11 protein-coding genes are annotated in these 13,812 nt (G+C 65.5%); 6 read left to right on the top strand and 5 right to left on the bottom strand.

Annotated elements, in window-relative coordinates; all coding sequences use genetic code 11:
• Positions 1 to 94 precede the first annotated feature (94 nt).
• Entirely contained in the window at positions 95 to 832 is a 738-nt protein-coding gene (locus E4K64_RS29145) for an SDR family NAD(P)-dependent oxidoreductase (protein WP_135166543.1), read from the top strand.
• Positions 833 to 915: 83 nt separating this feature from the next.
• Entirely contained in the window at positions 916 to 1,284 is a 369-nt protein-coding gene (locus E4K64_RS29140; protein ID WP_135166541.1) for a CsbD family protein, read from the top strand.
• Positions 1,285 to 1,444: 160 nt separating this feature from the next.
• Here the strand turns inward: E4K64_RS29140 and E4K64_RS29135 are convergent, their stop codons facing one another.
• On the bottom strand, positions 1,445 to 3,151 hold the full coding sequence (locus E4K64_RS29135) for an SGNH/GDSL hydrolase family protein (protein WP_135166539.1): 1,707 nt from the start codon (positions 3,149 to 3,151) through the stop codon (positions 1,445 to 1,447).
• A 170-nt stretch (positions 3,152 to 3,321) separates the two neighbouring features.
• On the bottom strand, positions 3,322 to 4,716 hold the full coding sequence (locus tag E4K64_RS29130) for a lytic murein transglycosylase (protein ID WP_135166639.1): 1,395 nt from the start codon (positions 4,714 to 4,716) through the stop codon (positions 3,322 to 3,324).
• A 222-nt stretch (positions 4,717 to 4,938) separates the two neighbouring features.
• On the opposite strand from E4K64_RS29130, the gene E4K64_RS29125 reads away from it, so the two are divergent.
• Entirely contained in the window at positions 4,939 to 5,814 is an 876-nt protein-coding gene (locus E4K64_RS29125) for a UTP--glucose-1-phosphate uridylyltransferase (RefSeq protein WP_135166538.1), read from the top strand.
• A 188-nt stretch (positions 5,815 to 6,002) separates the two neighbouring features.
• Here the strand turns inward: E4K64_RS29125 and E4K64_RS29115 are convergent, their stop codons facing one another.
• Entirely contained in the window at positions 6,003 to 7,499 is a 1,497-nt protein-coding gene (locus E4K64_RS29115; protein WP_135166537.1) for a sensor domain-containing diguanylate cyclase, read from the bottom strand.
• Positions 7,500 to 7,653: 154 nt separating this feature from the next.
• Between E4K64_RS29115 and E4K64_RS29110 the strand changes: the two genes are divergently transcribed.
• Entirely contained in the window at positions 7,654 to 7,917 is a 264-nt protein-coding gene (locus tag E4K64_RS29110) for a DUF7662 domain-containing protein (RefSeq protein ID WP_126259784.1), read from the top strand.
• Positions 7,918 to 8,079: 162 nt separating this feature from the next.
• Here the strand turns inward: E4K64_RS29110 and E4K64_RS29105 are convergent, their stop codons facing one another.
• Positions 8,080 to 10,956 carry an EAL domain-containing protein gene (locus E4K64_RS29105; protein WP_167772320.1) on the bottom strand — a complete coding sequence of 959 codons (2,877 nt, stop codon included), beginning with the start codon at positions 10,954 to 10,956 and terminating at the stop codon, positions 8,080 to 8,082.
• A 139-nt stretch (positions 10,957 to 11,095) separates the two neighbouring features.
• On the bottom strand, positions 11,096 to 12,094 hold the full coding sequence (locus E4K64_RS29100) for an NAD(P)H-quinone oxidoreductase (RefSeq protein ID WP_135166534.1): 999 nt from the start codon (positions 12,092 to 12,094) through the stop codon (positions 11,096 to 11,098).
• Positions 12,095 to 12,209: 115 nt separating this feature from the next.
• Here E4K64_RS29100 and E4K64_RS29095 point away from each other — a divergent pair, with 115 nt between their 5' ends.
• Both E4K64_RS29095 and rcdA read left to right on the top strand, forming a co-directional pair.
• The gene (locus E4K64_RS29095; RefSeq protein WP_135166533.1) at positions 12,210 to 12,401 is read left to right on the top strand and encodes a DUF1192 domain-containing protein; all 192 of its coding nucleotides are present in this window, start codon (positions 12,210 to 12,212) and stop codon (positions 12,399 to 12,401) included.
• Between the two features lie 588 nt (positions 12,402 to 12,989).
• Positions 12,990 to 13,499, top strand: a complete 510-nt coding sequence (gene rcdA / locus E4K64_RS29085) for a protease adaptor protein RcdA (RefSeq protein ID WP_135166532.1) — start codon at positions 12,990 to 12,992, stop codon at positions 13,497 to 13,499.
• Positions 13,500 to 13,812: the final 313 nt, after the last annotated feature.

The raw sequence follows: 13,812 nt of genomic DNA, 5'->3' as shown, positions 1-13,812 counted from the left end.
GTTTCCTCGGAACGCTGCTTGTTCTTGTTATGATTGACAAGGCTGGCATCGATCCGCAGACAGGTCAAACAAGCAAGACGAAAGGGAGGCCGCGATGGCGAACGAACTCGATTTCTCAGGCAAGCAGGTGCTGGTCGTCGGCGGCTCGAGCGGGATCGGCAACGGCATCGCGCAGGCTTTTCGCACGCGGGGCGCGCAGGTCGCGGTGTGCGGCACGCGGGCTCGTGCGACGGAATATTCAGCCGAAGAAGGCTCCGATCTCACGCGTCTTTCCTACGCGCAGCTCGACGTCAGCAACCCCGGTGCGATCGAGGCGTTCAAGCCGTCCTTCGACCGGCTCGACGTGCTCGTGCTGGCGCAAGGCGCGGTGCTCTATCGCCGCGGCGAATTCGAGATGAGCGGCTTCCGCAAGGTGGTCGAAGTCAATCTGATGAGCCTGATGGCCTGTGCGACGCGGTTTCATTCCATGTTGCGGGATGCCAAGGGCACGCTGATCATGGTGTCATCGACCGCGGCCTATCATTCCACCATGGGCAATCCCGCCTATAACGCGTCGAAGACCGGCGCGGTCGGATTGACGCGAACGCTGGGCGAGGCCTGGGCCGAAGACGGCATCCGCGTCAACGGCATCGCTCCCGGGCTCGTCGACACCAAGATGACGAAGGTGACGATCGACAATCCCAAGCGGCTCGAAGGCGCGCTCGCGCGCATCCCGCTGCGGCGATTGGGCACGCCGGCCGATATGGCCGGCGCGGCGCTGTTCCTGGCCTCGCCATTGTCGTCCTACATCATCGGCCAGACTTTGGTCGTCGATGGCGGGTTGATTTTATAGCCGTCCGGGCAACACTTTCGTCATCGCTTGGAACTGCGCTGCTCCTGATCGGTTACTTGGGCTGACCCCCGAGGAGGAGCATCATGGACACGGATCGGATTGTTGGATCGGCCAAGGAATATGCCGGACGCGCGGAAGGCGCGATCGGAGACATGGCAGGCGATGCCAAGACACAGGCATCGGGCAAGGCGCGCGAGGCTGCGGGCACCGTGCAGAATCTCTACGGCCAGGCCAAGGATGCCGTGCGCGATGCCGCGGACACCGCGACGAGTTACGCCAAGGACGCCTATGAGAACAGCGGCGACACCTTCCGCGACGGCACGCAGGCGCTGTCGAAGAAGGTGCAGGACAATCCGCTCGGCGCCCTGATGGTGGCCGGCGGCATCGGCTTTGCGCTCGCGCTGCTGATGTCGCGCCCCGCCCGCCGTCCGCCGCCGCGCTGGCGCTATTAACGGCTGAGCACAAACACGCCCCCGCGCCCCGGACGCAGCGCAGCACGTAGTGTTGCGCTGCTGAGCCGGGGCCCATTCTTTGTGAATGCCGCCGGGCTGGGTCCCGGCTCTGCGTCGCATCACCAGGGGGTGCTGCGCCGCGTCCGGGACACGACAGTAATTACCGGAACATCTCGGCGGAGCGACCGACGTTGCCCGGCGGACGCGGGATCCCCGGATTGGGATTCGGATTGCGCGGCCCGGGCGCCGGCGCCAGTTGACGCGGCGGCGCTGGCTGCGGCGAGCCGAAGCCGAAGAAATCGCGGAACGCGGGCGTTGCCTGTGCCGGCTGCTGCGATGGCACCGGCGGCTTCTTCGGAGCCAGCTTCGGCGGCGCGATCGCGGCGGCGGCTCCCGGCGCGCTGGGACTGGCGGCGTTGCCCTCAGGCGTCGTCGCGGCCATCGGCGTATCGCCCTTGGCCTGCTCGCGGCCGACTTCGCGTCGCGGCCAGGCATAATCGTCGGCGCGGCCGGCCGGCGCCGCCAGCGGCTCGCCCTTCACCATCGTCCTGGCAGCCAGCGCATCGACGGCAGCGGGACGCGAGCCCGGGCCGCCCAGCAATTGATCGGTCGAGATCGAGGCCGCGACCAGCGGCACGATCGGCCCGGCCAGCGGCCGCGGCGCGGGCTTGCCGGGCTCGGCGCTGGTGTCGGGGGTCGCCGGCTCGCTCGGCAGCGCGATCGGGCCGGAGCGTCCTGCCAACAGGCGCGTGATCTCGCGCTCGACATAATGCGCGAGCTTGCGCGCGCCGGCCTTGGTGAAATAGACGCCGTCAGAGCTGCGCAGCTGGCGGATCTGGCCTTCGAAGTCCGGGCCCTTCTGCAGGAAGCGGCCGGCTTCGTCGACGAAACCGTCCCAGACGTCGACATAGGTGATGCCGGCCTTGGCCGCGCCCTCGCGATAGAGCGAGTCCAGGAACAGCGTATCCGCGGTGCCCTTGGGTCCGCGAACCGCCGGCAGGCCGACCCACAGCACCGGCACGCCCTTGGATTTGAGGACGCCCGCGAGCTCCTCGATCTTCTTGCCGTAGAGCTCGATCCAGCGCTCGTCGCGGAATTCGTAGAGGCCGTTCGGATTGCGCGCCGTCTTTTCCGGCGCGGTCGCAGGCGTGTCGGCGTTGTCGGCGTCGTCCTGCGGCAGGTCGGCATCGGCAGGCTTGTCGTCGGGTTTGGCAGCCGTGTCGCTGCCGGGCTTGGTCTCGCCGGGCTTTGCCGGCGGCTTGCCGCGCGCGCCCTTGTCGTTCTTCTTGTCCTTATCCTTGTCCTTATCGGTAGCCTTCTCCGCCACAGGTTCGCGGATCGCGGCGCGGTCGTTGAGACCGAGCATGACGACGATGACATCGGGCTTTTCGGTCTCGAGGATGCCCCTTGCCGCCGCCGCCCAGTCCGAGGGCTCACCCTTCGGCTGGTACTTGATCAGTCCGGAAACGGTCTTGTGCTTGCGGATCACGCCCATGTCGGGCTGCTCGGCATAGGCATCTTCCAGGCCGTAAGCGAGCCAATCGGCCATGGCATCGCCGAGCACCAGCACGTTCTTCTCGGGAATGGTGTCGCGCTTGGCCGGCGCCGGGGCGCGCGAAAAATCCTGCCGCGGCGCCTGCTGCTGTTGCTGCTGGAACGGTGTAAAGAAGTCGCCGCCGAACCAGCCGCCGCCTCCACCCCGTTGTGGTGGCGGCGCCGAGCGCTGCGGCGGGCCGCCGAAGCCGGGGAAGTTGAAGAACTGCGCCGAGGCAGGCCCCGCGACCGACACCAGGATCGCAAGCGCCGTCCCCAGCGCGATCAACGGGCCGGTCTCGGTCAGTGCCTTGAACAGGGACTTCTTCGACATGCGATCTCGGGCACGCGCAACGGGGATCGGGAGTGATTTAATATAGTAACGGAATCGGGCGCCAAACGGGCAAATTCCGTTGCAGATTCTTGCCCCATACATCGGGGAACAGCCGTCTCCGTCAAGCTCGGCGGGCGAAATCCCTGTTCAGGGTTACTTTCGGGCCGATTTTACCGTCCGCGCAGCCGATCCAGCACGTCGGAGGAGGCAAATCCGTCGGCGGGCACGCCGACCGAGGCCTGGAAGTTGCGCAGCGCCTCCCTGGTCTGGCCGCCGAACTGGCCGTCCGGAGTGCCCTTGTAGAAGCCACGCTGGGCCAGCAGCTGCTGCAGCTCCAGCCGCTCGGTGCGCGACAGCTCGCGCTCCTGGCGCGGCCAGGGCTGCACGAAGGGCTGCCCGCCGCGCAGGCGGTCGGCGAAATGGCCGATCGCCAGCGCATAGGCCTCGGCCGGGTTGTACTTCATGATGACGCGATAGTTCTGCAGCATCAGGAAGCCGGGCCCCTGCGCGCCCGCCGGCGCCAGCAGATAGGCCTTCTCGCCCGGATGCGGGAACGGCTGGCCCGTCGCCCGCTTCAGCCCGAGCTTCTCCCATTGCGCGATCGGCATCGCCTTGGCGCGGTCGGCCAGCATGTAGTTGAAGCCTTGGGGCACCACGACCTCGAAGCCCCAGGTCTGGCCGGCCTGCCAGCCGTCCTTCTTCAGATTGTTGGCGGTCGAGGCGATCAGATCGGTGGGATTGTCGACGACATCGCGCCGTCCGTCGCCGTCGCCATCGACGGCAAAGCGCTTGAACGCGGTCGGCATGAACTGCGTCGGACCGAAGGCGCCGGCCCAGGAGCCGCGCATCTGCTCCGGCCTGAGATCGCCGCGGTTGACGATCTCCAGCGCCGACAGGAACTCGTCCTTGAAATAGGCCTGGCGGCGGCCGATGCAGGCGAGCGTCGCGGTCGATTGCAGCACGCTGCGGTCGCCCATCTGCGTCGAGTAGTTGGACTCGATGCCCCAGATCGAGGCGATGATGTAGCGATCGACGCCGGTCGCCTTCTCGGTGGCGTCGAACTGCGCCTTGTATTTGGCGAGGATCTCGCGGCCCTTGGCAAGGCGGTTGTCGTTCACGAGGATGTCGAGATAGTCCCAGATCGACTTGGTGAACTCGGGCTGCGAATCCATGAGGTCCATGATGCGCAGATCGGGGCTGAGGCCGGCCGTGAAGCGCTCGAAGTTTTCCTGCGTCACGCCGCGCCGTGCGGCATCGGGCCACATGCCGGCGACGCAATTGTTGAAATTGCCGGCGGCCTCGCGGATCGCCGCGGCGGTCATCAAGGGATGGCCGGAGGCGCCGTCCTCGCCGCTCCAGGGCAATGCTCCCGTTTGCCCGCCGCCGGGTCCCGGCGGGGCTTGCGATGGCGCCGCGTTGGGGCCGGAGAAGATGCCGCCGAACAGGTTGGAGAGGCCGTTCTGCGCCTGAGCGTGCGCGCCGGCAGGCAGCAGCAAAGCGGCCGCAACCATCATCGCGCCGGTCGCGGATACCGTCCGTCTTGCCTGCCCTGCCACCGATCGCATCATGTCCCACCCGTCGGGCTTTCAAAAATCCGCCATCAGGAGGCCTGGTTACGGTTGCCAATAGCTTAACAAAGGTGAAATTTTGGTGGCGGCCTTTTTCTTAACTCTGCGCGGGTGAGGCCCCACATCCGCCTTTGTTGCCGGCTGCAAACAGGTTAGCAAGATGCCATTGCTGCGTTCCCAGCGCCGTTCCCATGTGCTCTCAGGTATTCGATCAATCACATGAAAATCCGCAAAGCCGTATTCCCCGTCGCCGGCCTCGGCACCCGTGTCCTGCCCGCCACCAAGGCGATGCCGAAGGAAATGCTGACCATCGTCGACAAGCCGCTGATCCAGTACGTCTATGACGAGGCGAGGGAGGCCGGCATCGAGCACTTCGTCTTCGTTACCGGCCGCAACAAGAACGTCATCGAAGATCATTTCGACCGGATGTACGAGCTCGACGCGACGCTTGCGGCGCGCGGCAAGAAGACCGAGCAGGACATCCTGGCGCAGAACCAGCCCGAAGCGGGCGCCGTCAGCTTCACGCGCCAGCAGGCGCCGCTTGGCCTCGGTCACGCGGTCTGGTGCGCACGCGACATCGTCGGCAACGAGCCGTTCGCCGTCGTGCTGCCCGACGAGCTCGTGCTCAACACGCCCGGCTGCCTCAAGCAGATGATCGAGATGGCATCATCGCTCGGCGAGAAATCCAATCTGGTCGCGGTCGAGGCGGTGCCGGACCATCTCACGCATCAATACGGCATCTGCGGCGTGGGAAAACGCAACGGCAAGATGTTCGAGGTCGACGGCATGGTCGAGAAGCCGGCCAAGGGCACTGCGCCCTCCAACCTCTCCATCACCGGCCGCTACATCCTGCAGCCGGAGATCTTCAAGATTCTGGAGACGCAGGAGCGCGGCGCCGGCGGCGAGATCCAGCTCACCGACGCCATGATCGGCCTTGCCAGATCGCAGAAGTTCTACGGCGTCGAGTTCGAGGGCGAGCGCCACGATTGCGGCTCCAAGCCCGGCTTCCTGCGCGCCAACATCGCCTACGGCCTGAAGCGCCCGGAGCTGCGTGACGGCTTGATCGCGGAGATGAAGAAGTATCTGGGGCAGTAGCGCTCCACATATTCGGTGTCGTCCCTGCGAACGCAGGGACCCATACCGCGTGAACCATCGATCGCGTTCGGCCGTAGTACCGAACGACGCGTCTTCGCCAAACTTTTCCCTGTGGTTATGGGTCCCTGCGTTCGCAGGGACGACAGCTGTGGTGTAACGCGTGTCACGCCGTCACACCGGGCCAAGCCTCACGCCACCAGCGACAGCTGCGGCAGGCTCGCAATGACCGACTGGTTGCGGCCGCCAGCTTTCGCGGCGTAGAGCGCCTTGTCGGCGGCGGCGACCAGGATCGACCAGTCCATGCCGGCGGTGGGAACCAGGCTGGCGACGCCGCAGGACGCTGTCAAAATCACCTGCTCATCGGACCAGCCCTGCACCTTGGTCCGGATCGCCTCGGCGACCTTGAAGGCGTCGGTGGCCGATGTGTTCGGCAGCAGCACGGCGAATTCCTCGCCGCCGTAGCGCGCGGCGCAGTCGCCGGCCCGGCTCACCGAATCGGAAATGCAAATGGCGATGCCGACCAGCACCTGGTCCCCTGCCTGATGACCGAACGTGTCGTTGTAGGCCTTGAAGTGATCGGCATCGATCATCACCAGCGCGATCTGCGTCTTCTGGCGCATGGCGCGCCGCCATTCGACGTCGATGACGGAATCGAACTTGCGGCGGTTCTTCAGGCCGGTGAGCGCGTCGGTCGTCGCCATCTCCTCCAGCTTGCCCTCGGCCTCGGCGCGCCGGACGATCTCGCGCGCCAGCACGAGCGTCGATCCCAGCACGAACAGCGCGAGCGCCAGCACCACGGCGCCGATGCGGAACGCCTCCTTCTGCCAGAGCGCGAATACGGCCGCCAGGGGTTTGCCCGCCACCACGAACAGCGGTCCGCTGTCGCCGCTGCGGACATAGAGCCGCGGCGTCGGGTCGACCGGGCCCTGTCCCGAATAGGCGGCGCCGATTTGGAGATTGTCGGCCTTCCAGCTCCGGCGATCGTTCAGGTTGGTGCCGATGATGTCGAGATCGAACGGCCGCCGCATCATGATGGTGCGGTCGCGCTTGAGGATGGTGATGGTGTCTTCGGAATCGAGTTTCAGCTGCTCGAAGAATTCGTGGAAATAGCTGAAGCGGATCGAGCCGGCGACGACGCCGAGGAACCCGCCGTCGGTGTCGCTGATGCGCCGGCTCAGCACGATCGCGTAAGCGCCGCGAAACAGCATGGGACGGCTGATGAAAAGCCCGATGCCGGGATTGTCGCGATGAACCCTGAAGTAATCCTCCTCGCTCCGGTTCTCGGGAAGGGGATCGAGCGTGGAGGCGTCGATGGTCAGCCGGCCCTCGGCATCGAACACCTGGATGGCGCCGAAATGCCTGGCCGTCGTCGCGTGGTCGAACAGGATCAGGTGACGGATCGGCGTCGACACCGTCGCGAGCTCGGGCAGCAGCATGTTGCTGGCGACCGCCTTCAGCGACAAATCGTAGATCTCGACGTTGCGGCTGACGTCGGACTGGATGGTGGTCGCGAGGTTCTCCAGCGTCTGGCGGGCGAGCGCCTCCTCGCCCCGGCGCATGTCGAGCATCACGTTGACGCAAATGGCGGAAAAGCCGATCACCGTCACTACGGACGAGATGATCAGCAGTTTCGCCGAAATCCGCCACGGCCGGCGGCCCATGGCGTCGCGCCATCCAGATAGCATCGCTTGCTCCCGACATAATTGGATGCGCCCGAAAGCTTGCGCGATGTTTAAAGCGGGACGGCGCTGCCGTAGTGAGTTAAGAATCGGTTTACGCAGCTCACGGTTTTGTGCTGACCCCGTGTGAGCGGACCCGCTTTGGGACGAGAGGACAATTGTGAACGACTACGACGCGTTGCGCGACTATCTGATGCGGCAGAAGCAGGACGAGCTGGTGCTGAGCTTCGAGCAGATCGAGGAGATCATCGGCGCGGCCCTGCCGCGCGCGGCCAATCGTGCCTCGTGGTGGGACAGCCTGCGCAGCCCCGACATCCAGATGCCGCAGCGCGAAGCCTGCCTCGCCGCGGGCTTCGTCGCGACACGGATGCCTGATGGTGCGAGCGTGCGGTTCAGGAAGCAGAAAAGCGATCGACGGCGGTAGCCCAGCGGCACGCGGTGAGGCGGGTGCAGGTCTCTCCACATCCAACAGTATCGTAGGGTGGGCAAAGCGAAAGCGTGCCCACAACCTCTGAATGGTGGGCACGGCGCAAGAGCGCCTTTGCCCACCCTACGGGATCTGCCTTCAGGGGAGGGTAAAGAGCCGTCAGCTCGCCGCTTCGAGCCGCACTTCCGTCAGCAGCCGCATCGCGGCATCGGCGTCCATCGGCTCGCCGAAGGCGAAGCCTTGGGCGTATTCGCAGCCCATCTGGTAGAGCTCGACCGCGTCCGAATCGGTCTCGGCACCCTCGGCCACCACGTCCATGCCGAGGTCGTGCGCGAGCGCGATGATCGACTTCAGGATCACCGGTCGGGTGCCGCGGTTGGTGGTGCGCACGAAGGACTGGTCGATCTTGATGGTGTCGAACGGGAAGCGCTGGAGATAGGCCAGCGAGGAATGGCCGGTGCCGAAATCGTCGAGCGAGAGCCCGGTGCCGAGCTCGCGGATCCGCGTTAGCATCTGTGCGGCGTGCTCCGGGTTCTCCATCACCAGCGATTCCGTCAACTCGAGCTTGAGCGTACCGCGCGCCACCGAGGAGCGCGACAGCACGGTGCGGATGTCGTGGATCAGATCATGGCGCAGCAATTGCCGTGACGAGACGTTGACGGAGGCGAAGATCGGCTCGCGCGAGCGCATCGCGCGCTGCCACACCGATAGCTGCTTGGCGGTCTGGTCGAGCACGAACATGCCGAGGTCGACGATCAGGCCGGTCTCTTCCGCGATGGAGATGAATTCCGACGGCGCCATGCGTCCGAGCTTCGGGTGATCCCAGCGCACCAGCGCTTCGAAGCCGGCGACGGAGCGATCCTCCAGCCGCACGATCGGCTGGTACAGAATCGTCAGCTCCTGGCGCTCGATGGCGCGGCGCAGCTCGCTCTCCAGCGTCAGGCGATCGGTCTTCCGCGCCCGCATCGCCGGCTTGTAGACGTCGATGCGGTCGCCGCCGATGCGCTTGGAATGATACATCGCAAGCTCGGCGTCCTTGATGATCTCGTCGGTGAGCTGGGTTTGCGGATCGGAGAGCGCAAGGCCGATCGACGCCGTGAGGAAGATCTCGCGGTCGTTGAAGGCGATCGGCGCGCGGATGGTCTTGCGGATGGTCTCGGCGAAGGCGGTGATGCGGGCCGGGTCCTGCTCCGACAGCAGGATCAGGCCGAACTGATCGCCGGCCATGCGGGCCAGCGTGTCCTGCGGCTTCAGGATGCGGGTGAGGCGGCGGGCGAGGGTGAGCAGGATGGAATCGCCGACCGCGATGCCGACGGAATCGTTGACCTGCTTGAAGCGGTCGAGGTCGATCACCATCAGCGTCGGCCGCAGCGTCGGCATGGTCTTGGCGAAATTCGCGACGGCGCCCAGCCGGTCCATGAACAGCTTGCGGTTGGGCAGGCCGGTGAGGTTGTCATGCACGGAATCGTGCAGCAGGCGTTCCTCGGCATTGCGCAGCTCGGTGACGTCGGTGAGCGTGCCGACGACGCGCGAGACCTCGCCGTCCGAGCCGACCACCGGGCGCGCCTTCAGCGCGAACCACATGAAATGGCCGTCCGGGGTGCGCAGGCGGAAATCCTGCACCAGGCGGCCGCGGCGCTGGTCGAGCACGCTGTCGAGCGCGGCGCGGAAGCGGTCCTGGTCGAGCGGATGCAGCACTTCGAGCCACGAGGCCGCGGGCCCTTCCAGCGTGCCGCGCTTGAGGCCGAGCAGGGCCTCGGTCTCGGGGCTGGTGAAAACCTTGTCGGCGGAGACGTCCCAGTCCCAGATCAGGTCGCCAGAACCGGCCAGCGCCAGCGCGCGCCGCTCGATGTCGGAGACGACGCCGGTGGTGGCGCCGCCGCCGGCGAAGGCGTGCTGCATCACCGTGAAGCCGATCAGCATCACGATCAGCACGAGGCCGCCGAGCAGGGCCGGGCCGACGATGTCGTTGGTCACGGAGCCCGCAACCGTCATGCCGGCCGCGATCACCCAGACGACAAGGAGGAACCAGGTCGGGATCAGGAGCACGGCGCGGTCGAAGCCGTGGGTGGAGAGATAGACGATCAGCGCGAAGCCGGCGAAGGCGATCAGCACCAGCGAGATGCGCGCGATGCCGGAGGCCACCGCCGGATCGAACAAGGCAAGCGCGACCAGCGATCCCAGGAAGGCGAGCCAGCCCACCGTGATGTGCGAATAGCGCACATGCCATCGACTGAGGTTGAGATAGGCGAACAGGAACACCAGGAGCGTGGCGGCCAAAATCGCCTCACCCGCCGCGCGCCAGATGCGCTCGGCGTTGTTCGACATGTCGAGCACCTTGCCCCAGAAGCCGAAGTCGACGCCGATATAGACCAGCACCGCCCAGGCCAGCGCCGCGGCGGCCGGGAACATGATGCTGCCTTTGACCACGAACAGAATGGTCAGCACCAGCGCGAGCAAGCCGGAGATGCCGATCACGATGCCCTGGTACAGCGTGAACGAGTTGACCTTGTCCTTGTAGGCTTCCGGCTCCCACAGATAGAGCTGCGGCAGCTTGTCGGTGCGCAGCTCCGCGACGAAGGTGATGACGGCGCCGGGGTCGAGCGTGACGCGGAACACGTCGGCGGTCGGGCTTTCCTGCCGCTCCGGCCGGTCGCCGGTCGAGGGCGTGATGGTGGCGATGCGCGACAGACCGAGATCCGGCCACAAGAGCCCTGAGGAGACGATGCGGTAATGCGGGGCGACGATCAGGCGGTCGAGCTGGTCGTCGGTGTTGTTGGCGAGCGCGAACACCACCCAGTTCTGGCCGCCTTCGCGGGCGCGCACCTCGATGCGGCGGACGATGCCGTCGGTGCCCGGCGCGGTGGAGACCTGGATGCGATCGGCATCGCTGCGCTGGTGCTCGAGCACGCCGGTGAGGTCGATCGCAGGCGCGTCACTACGCACGCTGACAGCGTCGAGCGCGCGTGCAGGGGACGCGGCAACGAGCATCATGAGGCCCAGCGCGATGGGCGCGAGGCACCTGATCAGACGCAAGGTCGGTTCTCCGCGTTCGACGCAAACTCTGAGTAGAAGATGATTTCAGACCGGACCGAAGGGGTTCGGTGCGTCGCGATAGATGCCACGAAAGCGAGGAAAATCAAAGGGTTTCCGGCTCGCCCAGTGGGTCAGCGGCCTAGACCTCCAACACAATTTTGCCAATATGTGCGCTCGTCTCCATGCGCCGATGGGCGTCGGCGGCCTTTTCCAGCGGGAAAGTGCTGTCCATCAGCGGTTTGACGCGGCCTTCGCGCAAAAGCGGCATCACTTTCTGCTCGATTGCGGCCACCATCGCCGCCTTATCCGCATTCGTACGGGGGCGCAGGGTCGAGCCGGTATGGGTGAGGCGTTTGACCATCACCTTGGCGATGTTGACGCTGACCTTGGGCCCGTTGAGGGTTGCGATCTGCACGATCCGGCCGTCGACCGCGGCGGCATCATAGTTGCGGTCGACATAGTCGCCGGCGACCATGTCGAGGATCAGGTTGACGCCTTCCTTGTTGGTCTCTTCCTTGACCACGGCGACGAAGTCCTCGGTCTTGTAGTTGATGGCGCGGTCGGCGCCTAATTTGAGGCAGGCGTCGATCTTGTCCTGCGATCCCACGGTGACGAACACCTTGGCGCCGAACGCCTTCGCCAGCTGGATCGCCATGGTGCCGATGCCGGAGGAGCCGCCATGGATCAGCAGCGTCTCGCCGGCCTTGAGGCCACCACGCTCGAACACATTGTGCCAGACCGTCATCAGGGTCTCCGGCAGCGCGCCGGCTTCCTTGATCGACAGTGCCGGCGGCACGCTCATGGCCTGGGCGTCCTGGGCGATGCAGTACTGCGCATAGCCGCCACCGGCGACCAGCGACATCACCTTGTCGCCGATCTTGTGCCGCTTGGCGTTGCTGCCGACAGCCACGACTTCACCGGCGATCTCGAGGCCGGGCAGGTCGCTGGCGCCGGGCGGCGGCGGATAGGCGCCGGAGCGCTGTGCGACGTCGGGCCGGTTGACCCCGGCGGCCATCACCTTGACCAGGATCTCGTCCGGGCCGGGCTGCGGAAGGCTGCGCTGTTCCGGGATCAGCACCTCCGGTCCGCCAGGCTTGGAGATGGCGACCACGGTCATTTGCGCGGGCAGCTTGTCCATGATGTGTCCTTGAGCAAAGGTGCGGGGATGAACCAGGCCCTTGCTTAGCCAGCGCGATCCGGGCTGGCAACCGCCTCAGCGTTGTGGGCCGGCGTGAACTTTGGGAGGTACGAGAATGGCGACGGAAGACGACGACCGCCCGCGCAAGAAGATCACACATGAGATCGGACAGGATCTCTCACTGTTGTCGGTCGAGGAACTGACCGAGCGCGTCGTCCTGCTCAAGACCGAGATCGCAAGATTGGAAGAAGCCGCCACCAAAAAGCGCGCCTCGCGCGATGCGGCGGATCATTTTTTCAAGAAGTAGGCCGCCACATCAACAGCGGTCGTCCCGGACAAGCGCGCCTCAAGCGCGCGCAGATCCGGGACTTACTCCTCGTCGATTATCTCGTCTCGTCATTCCGGGGCGGCGCGACGCGCCGAGCCCGGAATCCATAACCACAAGCCGCTGAAACTGGCAGGCGGGCCACTCCGTCTTCCTGGGGGTATGGATTCCGGGCTCGCGACTTCGTCGCGCCCCGGAATGACAAAGGACTTTGTTCCGCATCCCACTCGGCCACTGGCCGATATGGCTAACGAACCCTCAAAAAAATCGCTCGTTTACTCCAGATTAAGCTTTCGCGTTTATGACTGGAACTGTCCTCGTTTGGACACCGAGTGGCTCCTGTCCACTCTGTTTGACGCCTCCCTGTTATCAACTTTCAAAGCCGCCGGTCTCCGGCGGCTCTTTTTTTTGCTGTTTTGCATCGCGTTGCGGTTGAATTCCCGGGAATGACCCGCGGAAACCATATCCGCGCTTGTCGCTGGACTCCGCGTCTCGCCCGCGCAATGATTTGTTCATCATAAGCCGGCGCCAAAGCCGGACAGTCAAACAGTTGCGTAAGAGGCGTTAACCATGGAACGTTTGCAGGCCGACGGCGCTCTCGTTCAACTCAGCGAGAGGTTCACCAATTCTGCGGCGTTCGGCGTCCTGTTCCGCGAGGGCATGGATCTGGTCGAAGAGACCGCGGCCTATCTCGACGGTGCCGGCCGCACCGAGGCCAAGGCGCTCGACCGTGCCGTCAGCCTCACCTACGCGACCGAGAGCATGCGCCTCACCACCCGCCTGATGCAGCTCGCCTCGTGGCTGCTGCTGCACCGCGCGGTGAAGGAAGGCGAGATGACGCTGAGCCAAGCCAATCGCGAGAAGACCAAGGTCAAGCTCAGCGCCGCCGATCCCGGCCCCGCCGACACCATCGAGAAGCTGCCCCCGCAGCTCCAGGACCTGATCCATCGCTCGATGAGCCTGCAGACCCGGGTGCGCCGCCTCGACACCACCATCCACACGCCGCCGGCCGAGCACGTCGCAATCGGCAATCCGCTGGTGCCGCACCTCAACGCGCTGAAGGCCGCGTTCGAACGGTAGGCCAAGGTGCCGTAGGGGCACGCTGCCGTAGGGTGGGCAAAGGCGCACAGCGCCGTGCCCACCATGCCTCGCTTGGGACCAAACAACGGTTTCGTGGGCACGCTTCCGCCGTCGCTCTTCGAGCTATGGCGGACAAGTCGCTTTGCCCACCCTACGAAACCGTCCATGTATTGGACGTTGAACCGTCACCCTGAGGTGCTCGCCTCTTCGGCGAGCCTCGAAGGGCGACGGCCCGGCTGCATCTCGGCCGTTCATCCTTCGAGGCCTCCGCTTCGCTCCGGCGCCTCAGGATGACGGGTCTGGTAGCAGCGCG

Origin of the sequence: Bradyrhizobium frederickii, assembly GCF_004570865.1 — a bacterium.
Lineage (GTDB): Bacteria > Pseudomonadota > Alphaproteobacteria > Rhizobiales > Xanthobacteraceae > Bradyrhizobium > Bradyrhizobium frederickii.
Note: the sequence above shows the minus strand (reverse complement) of the source record. Positions and strands in the feature narration are given on the sequence as shown.

Coding starts and splice junctions, on each gene's coding strand:
- E4K64_RS29145 (WP_135166543.1), top strand. CDS start 95: ATGGCGAACGAACTCGATTTCTCAGGCAAGCAGGTGCTGGTCGTCGGC.
- rcdA (WP_135166532.1), top strand. CDS start 12,990: ATGGAACGTTTGCAGGCCGACGGCGCTCTCGTTCAACTCAGCGAGAGG.
- E4K64_RS29135 (WP_135166539.1), bottom strand. CDS start 3,151: ATGTCGAAGAAGTCCCTGTTCAAGGCACTGACCGAGACCGGCCCGTTG.
- E4K64_RS29115 (WP_135166537.1), bottom strand. CDS start 7,499: ATGCTATCTGGATGGCGCGACGCCATGGGCCGCCGGCCGTGGCGGATT.
- E4K64_RS29095 (WP_135166533.1), top strand. CDS start 12,210: ATGGCGACGGAAGACGACGACCGCCCGCGCAAGAAGATCACACATGAG.
- E4K64_RS29100 (WP_135166534.1), bottom strand. CDS start 12,094: ATGGACAAGCTGCCCGCGCAAATGACCGTGGTCGCCATCTCCAAGCCT.
- E4K64_RS29140 (WP_135166541.1), top strand. CDS start 916: ATGGACACGGATCGGATTGTTGGATCGGCCAAGGAATATGCCGGACGC.
- E4K64_RS29130 (WP_135166639.1), bottom strand. CDS start 4,716: ATGCGATCGGTGGCAGGGCAGGCAAGACGGACGGTATCCGCGACCGGC.
- E4K64_RS29125 (WP_135166538.1), top strand. CDS start 4,939: ATGAAAATCCGCAAAGCCGTATTCCCCGTCGCCGGCCTCGGCACCCGT.